General features: G+C 36.8%; 18 protein-coding genes. 6 read left to right on the plus strand and 12 right to left on the minus strand.

The window, feature by feature from the left end:
- Nucleotides 1-19: 19 nt before the first annotated feature.
- The 3 genes from K364_RS0103745 to K364_RS0103755 are packed head-to-tail and all read right to left on the minus strand — an operon-like array spanning nucleotide 20 to nucleotide 7849.
- On the minus strand, nucleotides 20-6067 hold the full coding sequence (locus K364_RS0103745) for a DEAD/DEAH box helicase family protein (RefSeq protein ID WP_028306891.1): 6048 nt from the start codon (nucleotides 6065-6067) through the stop codon (nucleotides 20-22).
- The gene (locus K364_RS0103750) at nucleotides 6042-7064 is read right to left on the minus strand and encodes a ParB N-terminal domain-containing protein (RefSeq protein WP_028306892.1); all 1023 of its coding nucleotides are present in this window, start codon (nucleotides 7062-7064) and stop codon (nucleotides 6042-6044) included. Before K364_RS0103750 ends, K364_RS0103745 begins: the two co-directional genes overlap by 26 nt.
- Nucleotides 7061-7849 carry a ParA family protein gene (locus tag K364_RS0103755; protein ID WP_028306893.1) on the minus strand — a complete coding sequence of 263 codons (789 nt, stop codon included), beginning with the start codon at nucleotides 7847-7849 and terminating at the stop codon, nucleotides 7061-7063. The genes K364_RS0103750 and K364_RS0103755 overlap by 4 nt, the downstream gene beginning before the upstream one ends.
- Nucleotides 7850-8007: 158 nt before the next feature.
- Here K364_RS0103755 and K364_RS0103760 point away from each other — a divergent pair, with 158 nt between their 5' ends.
- Entirely contained in the window at nucleotides 8008-8223 is a 216-nt protein-coding gene (locus K364_RS0103760) for a helix-turn-helix transcriptional regulator (protein WP_028306894.1), read from the plus strand.
- A 550-nt stretch (nucleotides 8224-8773) separates the two neighbouring features.
- Here the strand turns inward: K364_RS0103760 and K364_RS0103765 are convergent.
- Together K364_RS0103765 and K364_RS0103770 are read right to left on the minus strand one after the other, a co-directional pair.
- Complete coding sequence (locus tag K364_RS0103765) at nucleotides 8774-9355, minus strand: hypothetical protein (RefSeq protein WP_028306895.1); 582 nt, start codon at nucleotides 9353-9355, stop codon at nucleotides 8774-8776.
- A gap of 658 nt (nucleotides 9356-10013) precedes the next feature.
- Nucleotides 10014-10775, minus strand: coding sequence for a hypothetical protein (locus K364_RS0103770; RefSeq protein ID WP_242841648.1), 762 nt, complete (start codon nucleotides 10773-10775; stop codon nucleotides 10014-10016).
- Between the two features lie 325 nt (nucleotides 10776-11100).
- On the opposite strand from K364_RS0103770, the gene K364_RS0103775 reads away from it, so the two are divergent.
- On the plus strand, nucleotides 11101-12147 hold the full coding sequence (locus tag K364_RS0103775) for an IS30 family transposase (protein ID WP_028306897.1): 1047 nt from the start codon (nucleotides 11101-11103) through the stop codon (nucleotides 12145-12147).
- 210 nt (nucleotides 12148-12357) lie between these two features.
- Here K364_RS0103775 and istB read toward each other — a convergent pair whose 3' ends face one another.
- The 5 genes from istB to K364_RS0103805 all read right to left on the minus strand — a co-directional run bounded on the left by istB (nucleotide 12358) and on the right by K364_RS0103805 (nucleotide 17901).
- Entirely contained in the window at nucleotides 12358-13128 is a 771-nt protein-coding gene (gene istB, locus K364_RS0103780; RefSeq protein ID WP_028306898.1) for an IS21-like element helper ATPase IstB, read from the minus strand.
- The gene (gene istA, locus K364_RS0103785; protein WP_051533792.1) at nucleotides 13103-14395 is read right to left on the minus strand and encodes an IS21 family transposase; all 1293 of its coding nucleotides are present in this window, start codon (nucleotides 14393-14395) and stop codon (nucleotides 13103-13105) included. Before istA ends, istB begins: the two co-directional genes overlap by 26 nt.
- A gap of 315 nt (nucleotides 14396-14710) precedes the next feature.
- Nucleotides 14711-16057, minus strand: coding sequence for a 23S rRNA (uracil(1939)-C(5))-methyltransferase RlmD (rlmD, locus tag K364_RS0103795; protein ID WP_035267871.1), 1347 nt, complete (start codon nucleotides 16055-16057; stop codon nucleotides 14711-14713).
- Between the two features lie 133 nt (nucleotides 16058-16190).
- Nucleotides 16191-17432 carry a group II intron reverse transcriptase/maturase gene (gene ltrA / locus K364_RS0103800; RefSeq protein WP_028306901.1) on the minus strand — a complete coding sequence of 414 codons (1242 nt, stop codon included), beginning with the start codon at nucleotides 17430-17432 and terminating at the stop codon, nucleotides 16191-16193.
- A gap of 265 nt (nucleotides 17433-17697) precedes the next feature.
- Nucleotides 17698-17901, minus strand: coding sequence for a hypothetical protein (locus tag K364_RS0103805; protein ID WP_156946394.1), 204 nt, complete (start codon nucleotides 17899-17901; stop codon nucleotides 17698-17700).
- 184 nt (nucleotides 17902-18085) lie between these two features.
- Between K364_RS0103805 and K364_RS0103810 the strand changes: the two genes are divergently transcribed.
- Both K364_RS0103810 and K364_RS0103815 read left to right on the plus strand, forming a co-directional pair.
- The gene (locus tag K364_RS0103810; protein WP_028306903.1) at nucleotides 18086-18721 is read left to right on the plus strand and encodes a hypothetical protein; all 636 of its coding nucleotides are present in this window, start codon (nucleotides 18086-18088) and stop codon (nucleotides 18719-18721) included.
- An 11-nt stretch (nucleotides 18722-18732) separates the two neighbouring features.
- Complete coding sequence (locus K364_RS0103815; protein WP_028306904.1) at nucleotides 18733-19839, plus strand: hypothetical protein; 1107 nt, start codon at nucleotides 18733-18735, stop codon at nucleotides 19837-19839.
- Here K364_RS0103815 and K364_RS0103820 read toward each other — a convergent pair.
- Nucleotides 19826-20533, minus strand: coding sequence for a CPBP family intramembrane glutamic endopeptidase (locus K364_RS0103820; protein WP_028306905.1), 708 nt, complete (start codon nucleotides 20531-20533; stop codon nucleotides 19826-19828). The genes K364_RS0103815 and K364_RS0103820 overlap by 14 nt on opposite strands.
- 293 nt (nucleotides 20534-20826) lie before the next feature.
- Here K364_RS0103820 and K364_RS0103825 point away from each other — a divergent pair, with 293 nt between their 5' ends.
- Together K364_RS0103825 and K364_RS0103830 are read left to right on the plus strand one after the other, a co-directional pair.
- Complete coding sequence (locus tag K364_RS0103825; protein ID WP_028306906.1) at nucleotides 20827-21534, plus strand: DUF4912 domain-containing protein; 708 nt, start codon at nucleotides 20827-20829, stop codon at nucleotides 21532-21534.
- A gap of 1 nt (nucleotide 21535) precedes the next feature.
- Nucleotides 21536-23119, plus strand: coding sequence for a glycoside hydrolase family 57 protein (locus K364_RS0103830; protein WP_028306907.1), 1584 nt, complete (start codon nucleotides 21536-21538; stop codon nucleotides 23117-23119).
- A gap of 111 nt (nucleotides 23120-23230) precedes the next feature.
- Here K364_RS0103830 and K364_RS0103835 read toward each other — a convergent pair whose 3' ends face one another.
- Nucleotides 23231-25702: a sugar phosphate nucleotidyltransferase gene (locus K364_RS0103835; protein WP_028306908.1), complete on the minus strand. Its 2472-nt coding sequence runs from the start codon at nucleotides 25700-25702 to the stop codon at nucleotides 23231-23233.
- Nucleotides 25703-25704: the final 2 nt, after the last annotated feature.

Genomic DNA, 25704 nt, shown 5'->3' on the forward strand with positions numbered 1-25704 from the left:
TTGATAACACAAATTGGAATTAAACTGCTATTTCTTCCTCTTCTATTTCCATAACTTCTGCATCAATTTCCTCGTCGCTTGCTTCTCCCATACTATTTTCATCTACTATAATTTCACCTTTATCCTTGTCCATATCAAGCAGGGCATTTAATTCAAATTGCCTTGCAAGCTTGGCATTTAGTACATCTTCATATTCAAAGGGTTTTTCGTATTGGACTTGGGATTGCTCCATGTTTCTTTGGTATTCTTCAATCTTGTTTTCTAGCTTTGTCATGGAGGATTCGAGATTATTCAGGGCATTTTCAATTCTTATCATGTTCCCATGGGGACTGTCTCCAAGCTCTATGGAATACCTGCTGTTGCCATGAATAATAATGTCAAACTTATTAAAAAAGGCATATCGCTTTAAAAGTAGGTCAAAGCCTCTGTAGATGCCAATGTGCTGCTCCTTTTCTTTATCTGCCCTGGAGCAAAGAAGCGTAAGCATTGTGCCAGCTTTTTCCCTTTCATCAAAGAGTTTGCCGTTAATTATAATTTTAAAATCCTCTGTTTTGTTCATATCCCTTCTTTCAATATCCTTGATAATACATTCAAGCTTTTCTTCTGTTTCTTTAATCAACCTTGGATACCGGAAAGTAAAATTATCCTGCATTTTATAGCGTTGATTGTTATATTCGGACTTTAGCATCTTTAATCTGCTTACTTCATTGTCAATATCCATTTTTTCCTTAATCAACGGATTACCTGTTGCAAGTGCCTTAACCTCGGCAAAGGACAGGACAGTTTCATCAATATCCTCACAATTTCTTGCAATAGATTTTGAAGTCATAACCTGGGATATAAAACGCTGCTTCTGTTCAACAATCTGCCATAAATACGGATCAAAGGTATTCTTGGTAACATACCTGTAGATATTAACTTCGGCATTCATGTTGCCCTGCCGGAGTATCCTTCCTTCTCGCTGCTCGATATCGCTTGGACGGTATGGGCAGTCCAAGTGATGAAGTGCTACCAGCCTGTCTTGGATATTGGTTCCTGTACCCATTTTAGGCGTACTTCCTATAATAACCCTTTTTGTTCCTGCTCTTAAATCTGAAAACATCTGCTCTCTTTGTGCTTCATTACTCACATCATGGATAAAACATATTTCATCTGCCGGAACACCTTTTTTAATGAGCTCTTCTTTAACGTAGTCATAAATAGAAAAACGCCCATCTGTATTAGGCGTTCCTACATCACAAAACACAATCTGAGTTCCTTTTGTCCCTTCAGTGCTGATGTAATTTTCATAAATATTTTCTATACACTTATTCACTTTAGAGTCAGGATCATTTGGTGCATTAATATTAATTAACCTGGGGTCAGTACCCAGCAGTCTTGCTTCATTGGTAATTTTGAGCATATTATCTACACTTGGGTCTACCATGCCGTTTCGTATCCTTTCGGCACGTTCTACATAGCTTGCCATTTCCATCCTTGTAAACTCTGACGGCTCGGAAGATACAAGAGCATATTGATTGTCCTTGAGTTTGGGAACGGGAAGTTTAAGCATATCCGCTGTTTGCACATCTGCAATGTTTTTAAAAAGGGTCATCAATTCCGGCAGGTTGGAGAATTTTGCAAATCGGCTTCTAAACCTATAACCTGTACCTTCGGGGGCAAGTTCAAGAGACGATATTACCTCGCCAAACATGGCTGCCCAACTGTCAAAATGATGTATCCCTCGTCTTTCAAGTTCATGGTTTTGCAGATAACGCTGCATGACATACATTTCCGTCATACTGTTGGAGATTGGCGTTCCCGTTGCAAATATAACACCTCTGCCTTCATTGACTTCATGAATATATTGGGTTTTCATTAACATATCACTTGCTTTTTTGGCTCTTGTGTTGGAGATACCTGCTACATTGCGCATTTTGGAAAACACTGCACAGTTTTTATAATAATGGGCTTCATCCACAAACATGGTATCAATACCTAGTTCTTCAAAGTTAATAACATCATCCTTTTTTGACTCGTCCAGCAGTCGTTTAAGTTCACTCTCCAGGTTCTTTTTAAATTTTTCCATTTGTTTGATTGACCAATTCTCTCCCCGCTCTCTTTTCGTTTGTTCAATAGCATAAGTCATTTGGTCTATTTGTTCATTCAGCATCCGCTCTCTTCGCTCTTTTGAGATCGGTATTTTTTCAAACTGGGAATGACCGATAATAATCGCATCATAGGCCCCGGTAGCTATTCTTGAAACAAATCTCTGGCGGTTTTTCCTTTCAAAATCTTTCTTGGTGGTAACAAGGATATTGGCAGAGGGATATAACCGTAAAAACTCACTGCCCATCTGCTCGGTTAAATGATTAGGCACTACAAAAATACTTTTCTTGGCAAGGCCCAGCCTTTTAAGTTCCATGCTGCTGGATATCATCTCAAAACTTTTACCTGCACCAACACAGTGAGCAAGCAAGGTTGAACCGCCATATATAATTCGCGCAATGGCATCTATTTGGTGTTCTCTCAAAGTTATATCCGGATTCATTCCGGGGAATGTCAGGTGGCTTCCATCATATTCACGCAGCCGTATGTTGTTAAAGTTTTCATTATAAAAGTCAACATGTTTCTTGCGCCGGTCAGGGTCACGGAATATCCAGTTTTTAAATTCTTCTTTTAATCGGTTCTGCTTTTCTCTGGCCAGCATAGTTTCCTTTTGGTTGACCACGTACCTTATACTGTCACCATCTTCAATTCTATCTTTAACAGTAGATGTTCTTAAATTCAGACTGTCTTCAATAAGATAGTAGGCATTCATTCTGCTTGTACCAAAGGTTTCCCTTGCCATGACGGAATCTCCGTCTGCCCCTTTATTTTGAATATTCCATGAAGCATTGTAATTATTAAAGTGGACTTTTATTTCACTGTTTTCATATCTTGAACCGGAATTCTGATAATACCTTGGTGTATCTAAAGTTTCATAAATAAACTGCTCAATGTCGGCAGGCTCAATCCATGTAGCACCTAGCCTTACGTCTATTTCACTGGCTTCAAGATCTATGGGTTGTACCTTTTCTAATGCTTTGACATTTTGACTGAAAAGTTCAGGATTACTTTCTGCATAAACTTTAGCTATCTTTAGTTTCCTACGTACATTGCCGGATAGATATTCATCCTGGGTTTCCCAACCTTTTAGGTTATCTTGTTCATCATAATTTTCAGGATTTAAGAAAATCTGTCCGGTTAGTTCTTTTATAATATTTTCAGCAGTATTATCATAAAGCTCTGCCATAAAAGCAATATCCACTTTACCACGCTCATTCAATGATACGGTCAATGCCTCATTGGCAGTATCCACTTCAGTTATTTTTTCAAGGGGTCTTATGGTCTGTTTGGTAAACATATCTGCTTTGCTAACATTATTATTTTCATCAACAACTTCCAGAGAACATAAAAGAGGATAGTCATTATCATCCCGAAAAGCGGTATTGTTTCCTCTCGAGGTAATATAACCATACTTTCTTACAAAATGGTCATACTTCTCATTTAATATGGCCTGCTGCTCTTTTAATTGCTGCTGGGTACAACCTGCCGTCTGTATATCAATGATATTTCTTGTTATCTCTCTGATACTGCTAAGACCTTTGATGCGCTCCAGCGTTTTTCCGATTATATCAATTTTACGCATGACAGCATTTTCTCTGTAGTACAGTTCATCATTAATAAAGGTATAGGTATAGTTTCTGACATTAGAGTCAGCAGGAATTGTACTATTCTCTACTTCCATATCCATTTCATAATCAGTGATATTTGCCTTAAGCCGTGATACTGCATTATCCAGTGCATCTGGAAGGTCAAAGTTTTCCTCTTCATTTATAAGTGCTGTATATTTACTGCCCTCGCCAAACATTCTTTGGTCAAATATCATTTTGCCTAACATCATTTCAGGATGATTGAGAAAGTATTCGTTAACGGGAATTCCGTCTTCTGTTTGAGCCACATGTATCCAGTCCGGTTCATTAACAGATATCCATTCTCTTTTTTGCAGGAAAAGAATATCGGTGGTTACATCGGTATTGGCAATTTGTTTAAAAGCTGTATTGGGAAGTCTTATTGCACCAATTAAATCTGCTCTCTCCGCAATGTATTTGCGGACAGAATTATCAGTTTTATCCATTGTGCCTTTGCTGGTTACAAAGGCAACGATACCACCGGGTCGCACTTTATCAATTGCTTTGGCAATGAAATAATCGTGGATTAAAAAATTATATTTATTGAAACGTGGGTCATACAGTTTATAATCCCCAAAGGGTACATTACCAATGGCAACATCAAAAAAATTATCAGAGAAACTAGTATTCTCAAAGCCCTGTATTTTTATATCTGCTTTTTGATAAAGTTGTTTTGCAATACGACCTGAAATATCATCAAGCTCAATACCATAGAGTTTTGAAGAATTCATACTCTCTGGCAGCATGGAGAAAAAGTTCCCGATTCCCATGGATGGTTCAAGAATATTACCACCTTTAAAGCCAAATCTATCAAGTGCTTTATAGATGCTTTCAATAACTACATGGGAAGTATAATGAGCGTTGGGGGTAGATGCTCTTGCACTGTTATATTCCTCCGGTGTCAAAAGTGCTTTTAGTTCTGCATACTCGTTATTCCAACCGCCAGCATTGATATCAAAAGCCTGGGACATCCCACCCCAACCGACATACTTGGCGAGAATCTTCTGTTCCTCTGCTGTTGCCAGCCTATTTTCTACTTCAATAACCTTTAATGTGTGAATAGCTTCCACATTATTTCTAAATTTGGTTTTAAGCCCACCAATACCGATTTCATCTTTAACGGAATATTTGTAATTGATTAGTTCTTTTATAGGTGATTTCTTTCTGTCTTTTGTATCATTATCAGGCATTAAAAAAGAGCCACTAAATAGTGACTCCTGGGAGGTAATCTCTATATCGGTTTGTAAATTATCTCGTGTAGTATGATTTCCTCCGCTGTCTGTTTTATCTGCTCCCTGTGCCGGAAGCTCTCCATGGTATCCTTCGGATTGGGGATCGGATTGGTCTTTAGCATCTGCTCCGTGATTACTTCCAGTCTCTGATAAGCTTCCTCGTTCACCTGATGCATCTTCGGCATTAGCTCTCCCTTCGCCAAAAGTAAGCTGTACCGATTTGGATGGTTTTCTTTCAGATAGTTGAGTTTCATCTGACCGTATTTTCCTAATGGTTTCTTGTCCGCTTTCAGATCTGTCGATATTTCGATTTCTGGATAAAACCTCCCGTCCACTTCCTTGTAGCTCAAGTTCACTGCCTCTTTCATTTTTTTTCACGCTCCTTTGCTCTCGAATAATATGCTTAACTTCACTTTCAATCTCCCTGAGTATTTCCTGTGAGATATTACAAACAGTACTTCCCAATCTGAAAATCAGCGGCATGGTATTAAAATGACTTATTGTCTGAAATGCGTTTTCATCTTCATTATCAATACCACATCTTTGAAGTACCATGTACTTAACACTGTCGGTAGCCATCTGTTTAAACTGATTGATTACACCATCTATTGGTACATCTGCAAGCCATGTATTTTCAAAATCCAGCTCAAAGTCAATCAAGTTCTCTTCAAAACTGTCATTTATCGTCTGTGCTGTCATTTCAGAAATAAGCTCCTGAATATTTTCAAACTGCATCCCGTATTTTTCATTAAACTTATCAACTAATAGTGATGATAGTGTGTCATTCAGCTTCCACAATCTTGGGATAGTATGGGTAGCTCCGTTGGTGTCTTTTACATCAAATAGGTATTCAAGCTTTAGTTCCGGTTTAGTTGTATCAAAAACCGCAATACTGCGTGTTCCCCTATTAACATACCGTCCTATTTTTCTGTTCCAAATCTCCATATTGGCAACCATTGTAGCATCGGGTCTTTGGGCATAAATAAGGACTGCATTATCAAAAGTGTATTTATATATTCCTGCTGCAAATTTTAAAAAGTCTTTCCATTCTTGTTTACTGCTTGTAATAGTCTCGGTTATTGATTCATAGATTTCTTTAACTTGTTTCAGCCGTCTGCTCATGGATTGCCTCCTTTCCCGGCATCAGGGTTTCAAAATATAATGCTAATGCCTTGTCAATCACCTCCTCAATTTCTGCCTGATTTTGTTCCGGTTTAAAGTATTTAGATACGATTTTAGGCTTTAGCTTAAATACTGCAGGCTTTTTTGCTTTTTTCTTTTTATCTATTTCACCTGAAAGAATAGCTGTTATATTTTCCTCATCCAGCTTACCGTTTTTAGAATAAGTCCTTAATAGCTTCGCCTTATTCCAATCCACTTTATAATCTCCAGCTAAAATTGCTTCTTCGATCATATTCTGTTCTTTTACTTTTAAATAAGAAAGCTCAACTGCTGCTTTTATGATTATTTCATGTTCATCGACCATTTTCAGCAAAGGTGTTGTAAGATAATTTAATCTTCTATACTGCCTTACCATCTCACGTGAAATATTATTTCTTTCTCCTACCGCTTCGTCACTTCTCCACTTCGACAACTCAGTTGTCGAAGTGCTTTCATCCCTGTATTCATGCTGGTTTTCGCTATCATTTTCATCAAAAAACCAGCTTGTTTTTTTACCTTGACGCTTTAGTGCCTGCATTTCCATTTCAAAAGCTTTTGCTTTTTCGCTGGGTAGCATTTCATCAAGAGAACGCTGCATGAAGTTTGTTTCTGTAACTATCAATATTGCATCATCATCTGACAGATTATCATGGATAACAGCAGGTATTGTTGTAAGTCCCGCCAGCTTGGCTGCATTCACTCGATTGTGTCCAGATAGGATTTCATATACACCGCTCTCTTTTGTCCTAACTATAATGGGAATCATCACACCAAACTCTTTGATGCTTTCCACCATGTTATCCAATTGTTGGTCTTGGTAGAGTCTGAACGGATGATTCTCAAAAGGAACAAGTTTTGATAAATCTATCTCAGTTACACCTTTTTCTTGCTCTTTATACTCTTCCGGGTCATATCCCCCCAGCATATCTGCAAAAGTCTCCAGTTTCTTTTTACTCATAATGCAACAAACTCCTTTGCAAAGTCATTATAGGCAAGGGCTACTTTATTATCAGGCTTATATTCGATAATGCTCTTGCTGTTAAAATTAGCCTCCCCCACTTTTACCGACGAAGGAATTTTGCTATCAAATACTTTCAGGCTTTTCCCATATGCATCCTCAATAAGGGACAATATCTCTCTTGATATAATAGTTCGTTCCTTAAACATCGTGATAAGAATACCATCTATGACAATCTTAGGATTGAGCTTCTTTTTAACTCTGATAATTGTTCTTAACAGCAATTCCAGTCCTTTGGCTGAAAGATACTCAGGTGTTGCAGTAATTAAAACACTGTCACTCGCCGTAAGAGCATTAATAGTGAGCATTCCCAGGCTGGGCATGCAATCAATAATTACATAATCATAATCTTGTTTAACACTTTCAAGAACACTGCGAAGGATATTTTCTCTGCTCATAGTGTTTACCAAGTTGACTTCAACAGCAGATAGTTCAATAGAACAAGGAATTAAATCAATGCTGCCGTTAGAAATAATGTATTCTGATTTACCCGGCAGATTTTCTTCTTCAATAGCCGCCATCATTAAATGATAAATTGTCGTTTTCAGCTCATCCGGCTTGTCAACTCCAAAACACATAGTTAGATTGCTTTGTGGGTCAAAGTCGACCAGCAAAACTTTTTTCCCATTTTCCGCTAAAGAATAACTTAAATTTTGTGCCGTTGTGGTTTTCCCTACGCCCCCTTTTTGGTTGGCAATTGCTATGATTTTACAACTACTACTCATGTTTTTGCTCCTTTCTGTATTTCACATTATTTAGTTTGATTATACACTTATGAATTTATAATTTCAAGCACTTTTTACACTTGTACGTTTTATATTCTGAGTTGAATTGATACTTTACACTAAATAGTGTATATTATTGTGTAGGACGGTGATTAAAAATGAATCTAACTATGGGTGAAAAAATCCGTATTTTGATAAAAAGAAAAAAAGTAACGATATCGGAACTCGCTACTTTAATAGGTACTTCAAATCAGAATTTATCCAATAAGCTCTCAAGAGATAATTTCTCAGAACAAGAATTACATCAAATTGCTGAAGCTCTTGGGTGCAAATTTGAAGGATATTTTGTTTTTGAAGATGGGGAAAAGATTTAATTTTTTCTTTTTTGCTCAATTTTATTCTGTAAAGTTATTAATATGTCAAACTTCCTTTATTAAGATAGGTTAATTCCTCAAAGCTTGTATTTGCTAATGAAAGTTTGAACCACTTTATCAGCAAATGCTATTTATAAAATGAGCAATGTATTAAGTATTACTTCTGCATAAATATAACTGGGATATTTTTTCTAACAAAGTTCAATACGACGCTTATTCGTTGGAATACGCAACAAGAGTGTAGTAATTCACCCTTGTATAAAGTCTGAATTTAAGTGAATAATTTAGACACAAAAAGTTAAACAAAACTAAATATTCCAGCCAAGTTTGCTATTGACATTGAGCCTCTGTGTTATGATTTTTAGCCCTTGAGGCATCCTGATGAGAAGGGCATAGCAGTTTATCATGCCAGCCCTCAATGCAAATAGTTAGCTTCGCCAAACTCTACTACATTGCTTAAGCTGGTCTTCAAATTCTTGAGGAGTCATGCAATTTACGAAACTGTGTATTATTAAAAAGCTGACCTTAGTTTTGGATATCAGGTTAGAGATTAATCGGCGACACTAACATGAATCAGCAGAGAAATTATTAGTAAATATGTACAAAACCTATGAATTACTAACCATTTTCTAATTCTCAGACTTTTGCCAATTAAGGGGGTGAGTATAATCAGAGCAAGTGTTGTACATACCAACACACATGCAAAAGAACTCTCGTCAATTAGAAAATAACCGTGAACTAAACCTATGGCAGCCATTAAGAAGCCCAGATAGGGATGGATTTTGCTTAAGGGTCTTCTGATTTTTCTTAAGAAGTTTGATTTATTTTGAAAAATATATTGGTTGGCTAGTCTTAGACCCAGAATTGAGATAGTGAAGCCGCCTAAAATTAGGCTTGGCGCGCCTAAATCCTCGGCGAATTCAGAACCGAGATTTTCTCCGGTGTTTTCTTCATTTTCTTCCTCGTTTTCACTTTCTCTCTGCCAACTGCGCTCATCTTCTATTTCATAATTACTGTTTCTTCGTTGTTCATGTCTTTCTTCTTGGTCGTTATCTGCTAAAACAGCTGTATTAAGCATGAATAGAAAAGCAACTAAAATTAAAAATATTATTACATTGACTTTGTTATTCATAACAACTCTCCTTTTTAACAAGAAACTATATAAACTAAACAATGTTTTACTTTACTTTCAACTTTGCCCATTGTTCTACAAAAGAAATTAAATACCTTTAGACATTTTGACTAATCTTGTCGAATTAATACTTTTTTGTATCTAAAAACTTCTTTTTATGACATATCTTGTATGTCGCAGTTTTTACATTGTAAGTAGCAGCTAAAATAAGAAACATTATCAACAAATATGTATTTAAATACATAACGGTCAATATCATTCATTTTAGTAATGGCTCATTTTATAATTAGCAGACTGACTCAAAATTTGACTAGCAAACACAAAAGCTTGATCGATCTTATAACCAAACTTCTGAAGCCGCTGCTTACACATATCTCATTCAGCACTGTGTCCCAATTGTATAAATCATACGTAACGTCAATGGTATTTTCATGAACCTCTTTCGCCTTTCCATTTTCAATAACAAAATATCGATGAAAAAGTTCACTGTTTGCAGAGCGATTTTTATCTTTGTATAAGCCCAATTCACTCGGTTTATATATAAGTTCTAATCACCTTCCGTGCCCACAACTGAGAATATACAATAATCAATATAAGTCCCTAAACCATAAAAAACCGGTCTCAGTTATTAAAACCACCAACCGGTATATAACCAGCCTCATCCTAATTCTTTATTTAAAACAGGTAAAACTTTTTCTAAATATTCCTGCCAGTAGCCTTCGTTGTCTCCTTCCAAACTATTTAGCCAGAAATACATCATTAATACTTCCAACTCCTGCTTTCGGCCTTTTGTGAAAGATTTCTTTGGCATCTTTCTATATAGTGAATTAAGGTTAAATAGATTGCTCTTTTGCTTAATATCGTAATCATACTTTCTCCAAGTATATTGGCTCTTTTTTCTATGAGTGGCGGGCCATAGATCTTCATGATCATAAAAATAGTTGACCCAATTATCTGCAAAGGCTGCTACATTCACTTGATGCTTAGACCATGTATCTTCAATCCAATTATTAATGCCTTCAGAAATAAAAGGAATGTTAAACAACCAACTGCGTTGACTCTGTATTCGATGGTAATCTTTAATAAATAGGAATAGCAGTTCCGTCTGATCTTTAAGAAAAGGGTGTTTCTTTATTAGTTGTGAATAACAGTCATAGGATATACTTCTAAATTCTTTGTCTGTATTATATATTAAAAAGAACTCGTCCTGTTTTAAAATACTACCAATGCTTTTATTTAAGTGTTTGCCATGCTCTGCATATATTTTTACTAGCCAATCCCTTACCTCAGGCTCATACTCTTGTAATTGCTTACTATATTTTTCTAACTTCTCATTTTGTAAAACTGTTTTTTCTTCGGCCTCAGTTATATTTAAGTAATTATTAAAATACTCAAAAACATAGTTAACACATATTCTCATATTTTCAGCACGAGTATCTATGTCAAATTCATCAAGTCGATCTTCTTTTTTTCTACGGGCTATATATTCACTCTAGCCTTAGCAAACCTACCACCTCACTTTTGAAAAACTCCTTAACCACTATCCTTTTATTTATATTATCCCAATTATATTATGTTTAAATTATAAACGTCAATATATTTTTGAACAAAAGTGCAAATATTTTTATGTGGTTCATTGTAAAATTAAATGCAACAGGTAAAATGTATGTAAAAAAATAAACAACCATAGTGAGAAATCATGTATGATTTAGGTGTCTACTCCAAACATACAGGAGGTCTCTACTATGGCTGTTCAATCCAAGTCTACCACAACTGTACGTTCTTTTAAACACCTAAGTGTCTTTGAAAGAGGTCAGATTGCCGCTCTCTTAAAAGAAGGAAAAACTCAACGTTATATTGCAAACAAGCTAGGTCGCTCACCAAGTACAATTAGTCGTGAAATTAAAAGAGGAACCACAATTCAAAGGCGAACAGATTTATCAACTTATGAAGAATATTTCCCCGAAACTGGACAGGCGGTGTATGAAAAAAATCGCATGAATTGTGGAGCAAAATGCAAGCTGGCTCAAGTTGAAGATTTTCTAAAATTTGCAGAAGATAAAATACTGCACGAAAAATGGTCGCCAGATGCAGTTGTCGGTTCATGCAAAAAAGATCCTAAGTGGCAGGATGCTGCCGTTGTCTGTACCAAAACTTTATATAGTTATATAGACCAAGGGTTACTAAGAGTACGAAATATCGATTTAAACCTTAAGCTTCGATTAAAGCCTAAAAGTAAAAGGGTTCGTCAGAACAAACGTATCATGGGAACAAGCATTGAACAAAGACCAGAAGAAGTACAACAACGCCAAACTTTTGGCCATTGGGAAATTGATACGATAATAGGTAAAAAATCTAATGATTCAGTTATTTTAACCCTAACTGAACGAAAAACCCGCCATGAGCTGTTATTTCTCTTGGATGCAAAAGATAGTAATGCTGTTAACAAGGCACTTTTAGAGCTTAAGAACTGCTACGGTGAGCAAGTTTCTAGGGTATTTCGTACTATTACAGCAGACAACGGTTCAGAATTTAGTGAGCTATCCGAAACCCTACAACAGTTGGGAATTAAAGCTTACTTCTCTCATCCTTATTCCTCCTGGGAACGAGGAACTAATGAACGTCATAATGGACTTATTCGCCGTTTTGTACCTAAAGGAAAAGCCATTAAGAATTTTTCAGCAGCAACGATTCAACGCATACAACACTGGCTAAATAAGCTTCCACGTAAGATATTAGGTTATAAAACGCCTGAAGAATGTTTCTACGAAGAACTATCCAAAATAGCCTAAGCCCATCCTTCTTGGTAATTATAGAGCTCATTTGAGGATAGTCAAGGGTAAAGACTTCGTCTTGCCTAGCGGCAACCCTTGACTACCCTCTGCACTCGCTCAACTTAATATCTAAGAAGGGCTTAAGAAGGGTATTGTGCTTTAAAATCCTAATCATGATGTTTTTTCACTAGGGGTGTTGCATTTAATATTGCAATTTAGAAAATATTTTTATGTACAACTAACTTCCTTTTTCTGGTTAACCTTAGATAGTGCCTCGGCAGTCCTATATGAACTGCCAAGAATATTCACAATACTAGAATGATGCACTAATCTATCTAGGATAGCACTAGCTAACATATTATCTGTAAAAATATCTGTCCAATCAGATAAGCTGATATTGCTAGTAATGATGGTGCTTTTTTTCTCATATCTTCTATCTATAAGTTGGAAAAACATCTTCGCTTCCTGCTCACCTATTGGTAAATAGCCAATTTCATCTATAATCAAAAGTCTATATTTAGCAAAGTGTTTAAGCCTATTTTCTAGCTTATTTTCTAGATGGGCCCTTTTTAGTTGCTCTATTAAATCATGGCATTTTATAAAATAAGTACTTATTCTTTTTTTAGCTGCTGCAATACCAATGGAAGTGGCAAGATGCGACTTCCCAACTCCGGAATTTCCAATTAATAGAATATTGCTATTAGTTTCTAGAAACCTTAAGCTTTCAAAATCTAAAAACTGTTGCTTATTTATTTTAGGTTGAAAGTCAAAATCAAAATCCTTAAGTTCCTTTTGGTGTGGAAAACCAGCTACTTTAACCATTGCATTTCTGGCATTAAAGTTTTTAACTTCTATTTCTTTAGTAGTAAGTTCATATAATGCGTCTACGACACTTATTTTGCCTTCATTTATTTGATCTAAATACTGTCCTAGCATTATACTCATTTGATTTAATCTAAGCTCTTTTAGGTTGTCATACAATATCTGATAATTGCTCATTAAACTTCTCCAATTCTTTTAAATGTTTTAATGCATAATCTTCAATTCCATCATGCTTTCTAAATGTCTGTTTTAGAATCTCTAAATGATGATGTTCGTTATAAATTATTTTCTTGTTTTCAACTATTTCATGGACTGTTATAAGTTTTTTGTTATAATATACATGCAAGTTGTTTTCAATAACTTGTATCGTGACTTTCTTACCAATTAAGGCTGAAGGAACTGAATACATTTTCTTTTTGTAGGGGATTAATGCATTCGTATTTACATTCACCTTAATTGAAGAAAGCTTGTAGGAAGAACATATTTTTTCTTGTGGTAGAGGAGAAAGATGTTCTTTCTCTTTTTTATACACAAGAATTGGTGCTATACCAGTATTTTGACAAATCCTAATATTAGCTTCATTTGTTATCTTCTCTAGTTTTTCATGTAACTCTTCAAGTGTATTTAATACACCGTTATACGCCATTATTTCATCTATAACCTTCATAGGACTTTCTACTTTTGCTTTGGTATTTGGCCTGCCTGCTATACAAGGAAATACTTTAAAACCATAATCATCTGCAAATTGTTGAAACTTTGGATTAACTGTCCCATCTGAAGTTTCAGTCCTGGCTTTTATCATCATTGTAGTTGCATTGTCTATAACTAATTCTTGTGGTACACCCCCTATTGTTTCAAATGCATTTGCTAGAAAATCTAATATACAATCTAAGCTAACTGATAGATAAATAACCCAGACTTTAAGCCTTGATGCTGATAATACCAAGCTTCCTACATTTAATACGACTTCTTCTCCATTATTAAATTGAAATTTTATCTTCTCCTTCCAATCAAATTGTGCTTGTTGTCCAAGTGGTGTTTCTGATTTAACTGAGTTAGGATTCCCCTTTGGTTTAAAATACTTTGCAAACTCTTCATTTTTTAGTATGTAATAGTTGAAGTTGTTTCTTGTACATTTTAAACCATGCTCTCTTTGTAAATATCTAAAGAGATGATCTTTGTAATAAAAAACTTGGGATGACCCCTCAGAGAGTAAATATTTTATGATTTCATAGTAGTCATCAATAATGGATTTTTTCTTTTTTCTTTCCTTCTTATCAGCTCCCTCATAATATTTTTTTACTGTCCGTCTATCAACTCCTAAGTTCCTTGCTATTTCACTAAAATTTGGTTTATCCAAGTTATTTGCCTCCACAAATATTCTTAACTTCGATAGATCTTTTACTGAGTTAATTTCTATATCAGTTACTATGTTAAATTTCATTCTCATCACCCAGTAAAACTATAGACACTTAAGTGATATTTGTACATGCTTATTTTTGCACTTTAGGACATTTTAATTTTAGCATTTATATAAATAAATCCATTGCTCATAAGCAAAAAGGCCAGTCAGGGTTCTTATAACCCCAACCGGCAACATACTTTCCACCACAATCGTTATTACGTCAAAAACCGTATCTCCGCAGACGAGGTCATATCCCGATTTTCACTTTTAGGCTGTCCATTAGTTGTTTATTCTCAAAATTCTGCTCATCTTTACTAAAAGTATAAAACCCGCAAAACAGCTTGAATACTAGGATTACAAGCATTTTTTGCGTTGTATTTGAACCACACACTCCACATGCCCCGTATGTGGAAACATGTCAACAGGCTGTACTTCTTTTACTGTGTAGAACTCTGTGAGAACCTTTAAATCACGTGCCAATGTAGCCGGGTTGCAGGATACATAAATAACCGTTTCAGGTTTAACAGTTATAATGGTATCCAGTAATGCATGATGACAGCCCTGCCTGGGGGGATCAACCACAATAATATCTGGCTTGATGCCCATGTCAACAAGCTTTTTTGCTTCTGTTTCAGCTTTGCCTAGAATAAATTCCACATTTTTTATATTATTTAGGTGGGCATTTTCTCTTGCGTTTCCTACTGCTTCTTCCAGGGACTCAATCCCATACACCTGCTTTGCTATTTCGCCAAGCAAAATGGTGATGGTACCCGTTCCGCTGTATAAATCAAAAATAATACCAGCATCATCAGATTTTGCAAAGTTAATAACACACTCATAGAGTTTTTCCGTTTGCAATGAATTTACCTGAAAAAAGGAGTTTGCCGATACTATAAATCTCTTTTCACTTATCTCCTCCAAAAAGTAATCTCTACCATATAGGATATTGCTTTTCCCCTCCCAGGGCACTTTAGGATTTGGAACCACAGATTCTATAATAGATACTACTTTAGGAAAAAGATTTTTAATTTCCTCAACAAGTTTGTTAACCTGAAGATTATCATGAGAATAGTCTGCAAATATAAGGCCTAACAAAAACTCATTTTTAAAAGCAGACTCCCTTATCAGAACTCTTTTCAGTTTATCCAGGCCATAAGCATTAATCAGCCTCTCTAATTCATTAGCTAATACTTTCAAGTCAGATGAAACTAGTAAGCAATCTTTTCCTGGTACAAATTCATTACTACTGTCTTCAAAAAAGCCTAATTTTAAGAGAGCATTATTACCTCTAAGGTTTTCTCGTCCCACCTGAAAAATAATCTTATTCCTATATCCCCAGGGGTTGGTCATACCAATACATTGGTTAACCTTCACATTAGTAAGACCCCCAATCCTTTCCAGTGCATTAGCTACAATTTTTGTTTTTTCTGTAAGCTGTTCCTCGTACTCTAAATGCAGCAGCTGACAGCCGCCGCACCTTGTATAACTAGTGCATGAAGGTCCTATCCTGTGAGGAGAAGCCGCAATAATCTCTTTCAAGGTTCCTTCAGCATAGCTCTTTTTAATTTTATCTATTCTGACCTTAACCAATTCACCTGGAAGAGCACCTTTCACAAAGACAGCTAATCCCTGGTGTCTTCCCACTCCCTTGCCCTCGTGGGTTAGGCCTGTTATTTTCAATTCGATAACGGAGTTTTCCATTAGTTTCACCCCTATGAAGCAATAAATTTAAATTTATCAAATGAGCCAAGAGGGTGAGTAGCCCATGGGAGTCTCACCCACAGGCTCTCCCAGAACCGGACGTGAACCTCTCAGCTCATCCGGCTCCCATTATTCAGTCGTTAATTATACCAAGTTTCCAATGCACAAAAAGTTGAGGAACTGCCTCTGCTACTTTGATGAGCCATCTCCTAGCTCTAGCTTTGCTTCCATTGATATTCTTATACTTTCTTCGTACCCATTTTTGCAAGGTTTTGTTGATATATTTAAGCACAGGGGTTAATTCCGATTTGCAAAAACTACCATAGTAGTTTATCCATCCCCTTATCTTGGGATTTAGAAGGTCTGCCAAATCATTGATTTCTCGATTTGTTCGAAATTGAAGGTTCATATTTCTCACATTTTGTTTTATTGCCTTGCTTGCTTTGTTACTTATTGCTGGCGAGAATGTTATGAAGTACTCTCCTCGTCTGTTCTTGGCAAGCCTTGACCTAAAAGTATATCCTAGAAAGTCAAATTTCTCTTGAGTGTGACTTCCTTTTCTATTGTCATCTTTGCAATATACTATTCGGGTCTTGTCTGGATGCAATTCTAGCCCTATGTTCTTAAATCTTGCTGTTAGCGTTTCTAGTATGTTTTCTGTTTCTTCTAAGGTTGAGCAATGTACTACTCCATCATCTGCATATCTTGCCCATGGGTTATTGGGATAATTTATTTTCATCCATTTATCAAATGCATAGTGCATGAATAGATTTGCAAGTATCGGACTAATGACACCACCTTGCGGTGTTCCAGAGTCTCTTTTTATCTCTGTTCCATCTGCTTTTTGAAAAGGTGCCTTTAACCATCTCTCAATGTACAATATTTCCCATTTCTCCTTTGTGTGTTTGTGTACTGCCTTCATCAGGAGTTCATGGTCTATATTGTCAAATAGTCCTTTAATATCGAACTCTAGTACCCAGTCATATTCCCAGCACCTCTGTCTGGTAATGCCTACTGCTTCTATTGCTGACTTATTCGGACGGTACCCATAGGAGTCTTCCAGAAAGTAGGGTTCTACTTTTGGTTCAAAATGGATTTTTACTACCATTTGTGCTATTCTGTCTGCTACTGTCGGTATTCCTAGTACTCTTATCCCACCATTTTTCTTTGGTATATCAACTGCTTTTACTGCTGGGGGAAAGTATGTTCCAGACGACATCCTGTTCCATATTTTGTACAGATTGTTTTTAAGGTCTTTTTCAAATTCTTTTAGACTTACTTCGTCGATACCTGCAGAGCCTTTATTCGCTTTCACTTTCTCATAGGCTTCTTGTACTATTTGTTTTGGTATTCTAAACGGCTTTGTTTTGTTCATTAGCTCCTCCCATTTCTGGTTGACTGATACTCAAAACTGAATAATATAGTTCGCTTTCGCTACCCTTCACTCCACTTCCATTACAGAAGCTTCATCATTACTACGGTCTATTCCGCCCCTATACTCTGCATCCGTATTTCACCCTTATGGGGGTTTCCCATTTGTGGTTTTTCCGTTAGCATCAGAGTCGTAGGTTCCCACGTTCCCTATAAAAGCCTAAATCATGTTCATGTCACCTCTATGCCGGTCACCATATAGTCGGTAATCAGGTCTCCTCTATACTTATCCTAGAATGACGGTTAGATCCTAGTTTTGATGACTTCTTTTCCATGTTTCGACACTTGAACGGTGATTCGCTTGTACTCATCTCCATGATTCTCACCTGACAAAGTCTTAGCTTTGCCTTTTCCTTAACGCTCACCACCATGGCTTTTGACCACAGCAGCTTAAGGTGGTTTGGAGCCCACACCTGAATGTTGACTCCGAAGGGCCTTCCTTCATCTTTCATAGAGCCTAAACTCTTAAGTTATCTTTCTATGAGTCTGTTTTTCGTGGCACACAACCGTCCCCCTGGTTTTTGAATTAAGATTGGTATGATATCGCATAATAAGACAGAAGGACCCGTCCCTTTGTTTTTTCTTGGAGGTGGTTAGATGGCTGTCAATAGTCTTGCAGAATTTCTTGGGAAGCTAAAAATGTGTTTAGATCTTATGCAGGTTCCACCTGATTCTGATAATGTTGACAAGGATAATATATTTAAAGATTATTTAGACCTGGCTGAGCATTATAGGATTTTAGATGAACATTTGCAGACAGTTGATAAACTGTCCTTTGATCCCCTGTCAGAAGCTTTTTGCCTTATCATCAATGAACTAAATAGAAACAAACTGGATAAGGGCAAAATGGGAATTAATGAGCTTTTAAAATTCTATCTGCGAAAGGTTCAAAAGGATAACCAGGTAGGTTGTACACATCTTTTCATGACAAGAATAAAGTACATATTCCTTTATAGCTTATTGGATTCTTTCCCTTTTACAGAGCTGTTATGGCGATATATGTGTAAGTGTATCCAACCAGTTGGTTTTTATTTATTAGAAAAACAGTTAAACGAGGCTTGCCTGATTTATTCCGATTATATATCTATAATAGGCAAAACCGCTGCCCGTCACGGCCTTCCAACTGATAAGCTTCAGCATTTTCTTAGAATGACAGAGGTAAAAGCTCTGGAAGTAGGTCTTGATAAGCTTGCCGGCCATGTAAAAAACCATAGACATAATATTGAATCCTAGGGGAGATTTAATTGTTTGAAACAAATTTCTATATATTAATCCTTTTAAGTATTAGCAGCACCCTTGTTGGGTTATTAGGTTCTACGAGTATTTTCGTATCATTAATTGTGCAAAGAAGGGTTGAAAGGCTTCAGGAAATTTTTGAAGACCTGATAAACCTATCTTTTAATGAGGAAAAAAACTTAACATCGGAAATATATGAGTTAATAAACCGCTATCAGATGCATTATATCCTGCCCCATGGGCCCAGCAATACTATAACCTGGTATATTGACTTTTCCATAATGCTGACAATTTCAATGTGGATATTAGCAATAACATTGGCTATTAAAGGTTCTATAGCACCTTTGACCATATTTCTACTACTGCCCCTGGTAATTTGTTTTCCCATCTTACTGTTTTTTAGAAAGCTATTAATAAATGCAATAAACCCTTTAGATAACAAAATGTTTAACTCAATACTGCCATCTCCGGTAAAGCTTCGAAGCATATCCTATCTAAGCAATTACGTAAATATATCTGTCAAAGCATTGCTCAAGCAATCCAGATTAAATGTGAGCATCGAAAGAAAGGTCTCGGAAAAGAAACATCCTAGTATCAAGGGTAAGGTTGTCCTAAAACAGGAGCTTTCTTTTGATGATTATTATTATTATATTAGTATATATGATGATAAAAGGGCGTACTTTATTGGGTTCGGATACCTGGATTTAAGCTTTCCTCCAGACAGTATTACAAAAAAACCTGTGCCAATCCTGCGAAATATAAATGTTAACCTAGGGTATCTTCTTTGGAACAACTTAAATGATTATCTGACTGTTTCACTGCTGGTCTTTCCTCTAGGGGACAAAAATCCCATTCAGTTTGACTACAGTATGTTAAGGGACGGAAGTTTTTTTGTTCCCCATAAAGATACCAGGTGCTTCATTAATCAAAACATAATTTACAAAATAGATAATGGTAATTTAAAGCTAATAAGGCATGAGAGCAATCTGCCCTATCTGGCAAAGGTGTTTAATTTTTATAGCAAAAACAATGAGCGTTGTTTTGTTCAGGAACCATATAGAGACTTTAATAAACAAAGGATTCAGATATGTTCTGAACCTTCTAAAGTCCAGTAGACTGACCAGTTGAAAAATATAATAAAAGAATCATTACACCATTCCAAAGTCCATGAGCCAACATACAAGCAAACAGGGAACCTGACTTTTCATAGATATAAGCCAGGCCTATTCCTCCTAATAAAAGTGGAAAAAACCTGAGTATATCAAAGTGCAGCAACGCAAAGAATATTCCTGAAACAATCATTCCAGCTGCCAGGCCCCACTTTTTCTTAAATACAGGATATACCATTCCTCTAAAGTATATTTCTTCTCCTATGGGTGCCAGAATTGCGCCAATGATTAATAGTATAATTAAGTCATTATAGCCTTGTGCTTCTAACACAAGCTTTGCAAATGGCTGTAAAGATGGCTTCACTGGAAGGATAAGCTCCATGATTAATCCTGCAAATACCACTAACCCAAATAAAATTATGCCGCCAAAGATACCATGGGTTAGTATCCTGGTCAGGTTCCCGGCTCTAATACCAATTTCCTTCCAGGTGACTCCTTTTATAATATTAAAATACACTAAAGCCAAAATAACAGCTGTTGTTTGAAACATGGTACTGATGAGATATTTTTGAGTTATTACTAAACCTTCTATCAAGCCAGCTGTAAGCCATGTAAAAACGTTAGTTAATATAAAAATAAAGCCTAAAACCAATAGAACATCTAAAATACCCCATTTACCTTTGCTTTCACTAGTATGCACCCATCTGCCACCTTTCTATCTGCAAATAACTACGTTATAGTATATAGTATTTATTTCATTTATAAAAGATACATTAATTGTTTACTCTTGTTTGTTAAATGCAGCTTACTTAGTATTATAGTAATTACGTAATGCAAAAAATTACAGCATACTTTACTTGCGAAAAGCAAATAAACTAAGACCATCAGGGAATACTAAGTTATAGATTTTCGCCCTTTTTCCTTTTATTCTATTAATATGTTTACCAACAATCCTATTAACCAAAAAATTTAACAAAGGAGCTGCTTTAAAAAATGGAAACAATATTGACAATACTTACTATAATGGTGATCCTGATAATAGCCATCTTTGTGGCACTCAGGGCAAGCAATTTTATGGGTAGGAGGTTTGGCGATAATGGTAAAAAAAAACAAAATATTAAAGCCAGTTCAGAAATGATCAACCGGGTTTCTCCCTTTAATGCTCAATTTGATTTTGAGGCTTCAAAGGAGCTCTCAACCAGGACAGACACTATAGAATATTTTAACCCTGTTGAGCTCCACATAGATGATGAGACACATATTACCCTTCTTGCAAGAAACCCCTATTGGCTTTATGCCTACTGGCATATTCGTGAAGATACCATTAGAAATTTTGAAAATAGATTTGGAGATGGGAGTTGGGAGAATTATCATCTTTTCTTAAAGCTTGTTAATTTGTCAGCACATAAAGACTATTTGCTGCCAATAAATAATTATGCAGATAGTTGGTACATTAAAGTAGGAGATACTCACTGTGAGTGGAAGGTGTATTTAGGAAAGATGGTTCCGGAAGAAGGACTTATAATATTAGCTGAATCTAATACAGCAATAACTCCCCCTGCTAGTCCATCTTCTGTCATTGACCCTGAATGGGAACCCTTGGATGAAATTTGGAAGGAACTCCTGGCCAGGGGCTTTGTTACTAATCTTACAACAGACATTAACTCAGAAGGATTAATAAAAAGGAGAAAGGATGATTAATTTGTCAAAGGGCTATTTAGCTTTCATACTTCATGCCCATCTTCCTTATGTCCATCATCCATTACAGGAAAACCTGCTGGAAGAGAGATGGCTTTTTGAAGCTATTACAGAAACATACATTCCGCTTATCTCAGTATTTAAGAGGTTAAATGAAGAAGGGGTTAAATATAGACTTACCCTATCTTTAAGTCCCCCACTACTTTCCATGCTGGACACCCCTTTACTGCAGGAACGTTATCTTACACACTTGACAAAATTAAGGGAATTAGCAGTTCAAGAATTAGATAGGACATCAAATCAACCAGACTTTCATTACGTGGCACAGATGTATAAAAGAAATCTTGATGAAGCCTATAATATTTTTCATGAAACCTATCAGGGTAATCTAATAAAAGCATTTAAGGAATTAGAAGACGAGGGTGGGTTAGAATTAATAACCTGTGCCGCCACACATGGGTTTTTGCCACTATTACATGTGAACAATTCTGCTATAAAGGCACAGCTAAAGGTGGGGGTTGAAGCCTTTGCCCAGCATTTTGGCCACTATCCAAAGGGAATGTGGATTCCAGAATGTGGTTATTATTATGGTTTGGAAAAAGAGCTGTCCCAGGTTGGAATTAAATACTTTATTGTTGACAGTCATGGGATCATGTTTGCTGCTCCGCGTCCCAAATACGGCACATTAGCTCCCATAAGAACCCAAACCGGGGTTGCTGCTTTTGCCAGGGACCATGAATCTTCCAAGCAGGTATGGAGCTCAACGGAAGGTTATCCTGGAGATTGCGACTATAGAGAATACTATCGTGATATTGGGTATGACCTGGACTATGAGTATATAAAAGACTATATACATCCTGAGGGAATAAGGGTAAATACTGGCTTTAAATATCATAGAATTACAGGCAAGACAGATTGGAAGGAATGCTATCAACCTGATTGGGCAAGGGAAAAGGCTGCCATCCATGCTGGCAATTTCATGTTTAATAGGATCGAACAGGTAAAGCACCATGCGCAGCATATGAGTAATCCACCCATTATAGTAAGCCCATATGATGCTGAATTATTTGGGCACTGGTGGTATGAGGGTCCACTATGGCTTGAACTGCTGCTTAAAAAATTGCATTATGATCAGAATGTAGTTGAGACACTTACCCCCGGTGATTACCTTGATAGACATAGTAAAATTCAAGTCAGTACTCCCTGTCCGTCAAGTTGGGGTAATGCAGGCTATAACGATGTATGGCTTGAGGGAAGTAATGATTGGATCTATCGTCGACTTCATAGAGCAGCAAGGCAAATGGAACGTATTGCGGCAGTGGTAAAAGATACAAAGGGGATAAGGCGGCGAATTCTCAATCAAATGGCCAGAGAATTATTGTTAGCACAAAGCTCAGACTGGGCCTTTATCATGAAAACAGGCACCATGGTGGAATATGCAAAAATGAGAACAGTTTCCCATTTGGAAAATTTCAACGGTCTGGTACATGCCTTAAAGGATGGAAAAATTGATACAAAGTGGCTGGAAGAAATTGAAAGGGAAGATAATATATTTCCTGATATTAATTACGAGGTATATTGCAGTTAATGCAGCCTTGGCTTGCAGTACAGTTGCTAGCCTGTATTATGTGTAAAATAAAGCTATGGAGACAGGGGACCCGGACTATCCCTTTACTCCATAGCTTGTTTTTTTGCGTTTTTATGTCTGCAGCATTTTTTGGATTTTATTCCTGTAAAAAACCCCTAGCTCTTCTGCTGCCTCCTGGGATAATCCCTCTGTATATATATTATATTGGGGCTCTTCACTATGAGGCAGTACTAGTGCCCAACCTTTTTCATGTCTAATCTTAACTCCGTCAATTAGTTCAACTGGAAGCTCCTTGACCTCACTTATTAAAGCTCTCATTATTCTACCCTTTTGCTCCCACGGACAAGGGGCTGTATTGACCTGAAGATGGATATCAGGAATTTCGTCTACTAAATCCCCAAGACTTATATTTTCCTCAACCAAAAAGTCCATGAGCATCACAACTGCATATAATGAGTCATTTTGCATAAAGAACTGGGAATAGGGCTTTTGTAAGCTTGCAGTTTCCTCTCTTACAAGTTCTCCCATAAGAGCCCAGGGCGCTGTTTTTGTTCTAACGACCCGACCGTTATATTTTTCACCAAGCTTTTCAATGGTTTCCGAGGCTGTTACAGGAACCACCACAATACCCCCATTATTTGCTTTAAAAAGCACCAATGCCATAAGAACTGTAAACATATGCTCATCAATTTGGCGACCCCGATTATCAACAAGTATTACTCTTTCACCATTAGCATCAAGGATAATGCCAAAGTCTAGTCCCTCATTGACAATCTTTTTAGACATTTCATCTGCCAATTGGATTTGCTTTTTAAAGCTTTTTTCCTCTAGGTCATGATGTTTAAAGTATTGGAGATCACATTTCAAGCGACCTGATAATTCCTTAAAAAGGCTCTCCATTACCTTACCTCTAGTGTTAATTAGTATCCTAAAGTTCCTTAGGTTAATTTTCTCTACAGCAATGTTACTCATTATATTGTCTAGATATGAAGATAGGGAATGCTGTATTAATACATTCTCTCCAATCTCTCCCTCCTGAACCCTTCTGAAATCCTCCCTGTTGTAGATTCCTTCTATTTTTCTCTCCATATCCCTGTTAATATTGATTCCTTTACCATCAACAAACTGCAGCCAGCATTTATCAAGATTATTGTGGTCAGTCTTGATATGCACCCCACCCTGGGCACCTATACCCCTCACAGCAAATCTATGTATTGGCATGGTTTGCTCCCCTAAGTCTGACACCTTGACACCTGTAGACATTAGACCAGATATAAAGGACCCTTTTAGCATTTTAGTTACCAGTTTTCCATCACAGCTGACTGCCACCTTGTCATCCTTTTTTAAGACACTGCCATAGGATGCACCAAGCTTTGCTGCCAGCTCAGGGGTTATGTCCCAGTTGGTCAAGCCTGGAATACCCTCAATGCCAAACAAGCTTTTGTTTGCTTTTTCCCCCCAAACAAGACTATTTGATACAAGAGCTCCAGTATTGACAGATTTATAGGGCCATATTTTTACCTGGGGCTTGATTATACTTCTTGATTCTATATGCGTTCCATCCCCAATGGCAGCATCCTGGAGAATTGTAACGTTATCTTTAATGGTAACCTTATTCCCAATTAATGCCCCACTTAGAGAGGATTTTTTACCAATATAGACGTTATTCCAGATTACTGTTCTTTTTATAGCAGCTTCATCTTCAATTACAACATTGTCTCCCAGTACTGTGTAGGGTTCAAGTCTTACTCCTGCTCCTATCCTACAGTTTTCTCCAATAAGTACAGGACCTTTAACACTTGCGCCATTTGCATTGGTACCAAATACTTCTCCCTTAATGGTTCCCTTGATTAAAGTACCTTTAGGGTTAACTTGTACCTTGCCTCCCAAAATGTCTTTATGGGATTGCAGATACTGCTCTAAATTTCCTATATCACACCAATAGCCCTCCAGCAAGCACCCAAACATTGGCTCCTTGTTTTTTAACAATAATGGAAATAAATCCTTACTAAAATCAAACTTTTGTCCCATGTCAAAATAATCAAGAGCTTCAGGCTCCAGGACATAAATACCAGTATTAACCCAGTCACTAAAAACCTCACCCCAACCAGGTTTTTCAAGAAAGCGTTCTATACTACCATCAGGATTTGTGATTACAACACCATATTCCAGAGGATTGGAAACGGATGTAAGCACAAGAGTAGCTAGTGAATTATTAAGTTTATGAAAATCTACTGCATCCTGGAGATTTAGATCTGTAAGGGCATCTCCACTTACTACTAAAAAAGTTTCATCCAAAAATGAACCGGCATTTTTTACACTACCTGCTGTACCAAGGGGAACGTCTTCAATAAAATAATGTAAATTCACACCCCACTGGCTGCCATCTCCAAAATAATCTGTAATATGCTGTGGTAAATACTGTAGTGTTACTCCAATTTCAGTTATATCCAGCCTTTTAAGCAGCTCCACTGCATATTCCATTACCGGCCTATTTCCTACTGGTACCATTGGTTTGGGTCTGTCACAGGTTAAAGGCCTTAGCCTGGAACCTTCGCCACCGGCCATAATTATTGCTTTCAAAA

The organism is Desulfitibacter alkalitolerans DSM 16504 (assembly GCF_000620305.1).
Lineage (GTDB): Bacteria > Bacillota > DSM-16504 > Desulfitibacterales > Desulfitibacteraceae > Desulfitibacter > Desulfitibacter alkalitolerans.

Bases quoted from the DNA above. Each gene is read 5' to 3' on its own strand.
- K364_RS0103760 (WP_028306894.1), top strand. From the start codon at position 8,008: ATGAATCTAACTATGGGTGAAAAAATCCGTATTTTGATAAAAAGAAAA.
- istB (WP_028306898.1), bottom strand. From the start codon at position 13,128: ATGAGCAATTATCAGATATTGTATGACAACCTAAAAGAGCTTAGATTA.
- K364_RS0103755 (WP_028306893.1), bottom strand. From the start codon at position 7,849: ATGAGTAGTAGTTGTAAAATCATAGCAATTGCCAACCAAAAAGGGGGC.
- K364_RS0103810 (WP_028306903.1), top strand. From the start codon at position 18,086: ATGGCTGTCAATAGTCTTGCAGAATTTCTTGGGAAGCTAAAAATGTGT.
- ltrA (WP_028306901.1), bottom strand. From the start codon at position 17,432: ATGAACAAAACAAAGCCGTTTAGAATACCAAAACAAATAGTACAAGAA.
- K364_RS0103745 (WP_028306891.1), bottom strand. From the start codon at position 6,067: ATGAGCAGACGGCTGAAACAAGTTAAAGAAATCTATGAATCAATAACC.
- K364_RS0103825 (WP_028306906.1), top strand. From the start codon at position 20,827: ATGGAAACAATATTGACAATACTTACTATAATGGTGATCCTGATAATA.
- K364_RS0103775 (WP_028306897.1), top strand. From the start codon at position 11,101: ATGGCTGTTCAATCCAAGTCTACCACAACTGTACGTTCTTTTAAACAC.
- K364_RS0103765 (WP_028306895.1), bottom strand. From the start codon at position 9,355: ATGAATAACAAAGTCAATGTAATAATATTTTTAATTTTAGTTGCTTTT.
- istA (WP_051533792.1), bottom strand. From the start codon at position 14,395: ATGAAATTTAACATAGTAACTGATATAGAAATTAACTCAGTAAAAGAT.
- K364_RS0103750 (WP_028306892.1), bottom strand. From the start codon at position 7,064: ATGAGTAAAAAGAAACTGGAGACTTTTGCAGATATGCTGGGGGGATAT.
- rlmD (WP_035267871.1), bottom strand. From the start codon at position 16,057: ATGGAAAACTCCGTTATCGAATTGAAAATAACAGGCCTAACCCACGAG.
- K364_RS0103770 (WP_242841648.1), bottom strand. From the start codon at position 10,775: ATGAGAATATGTGTTAACTATGTTTTTGAGTATTTTAATAATTACTTA.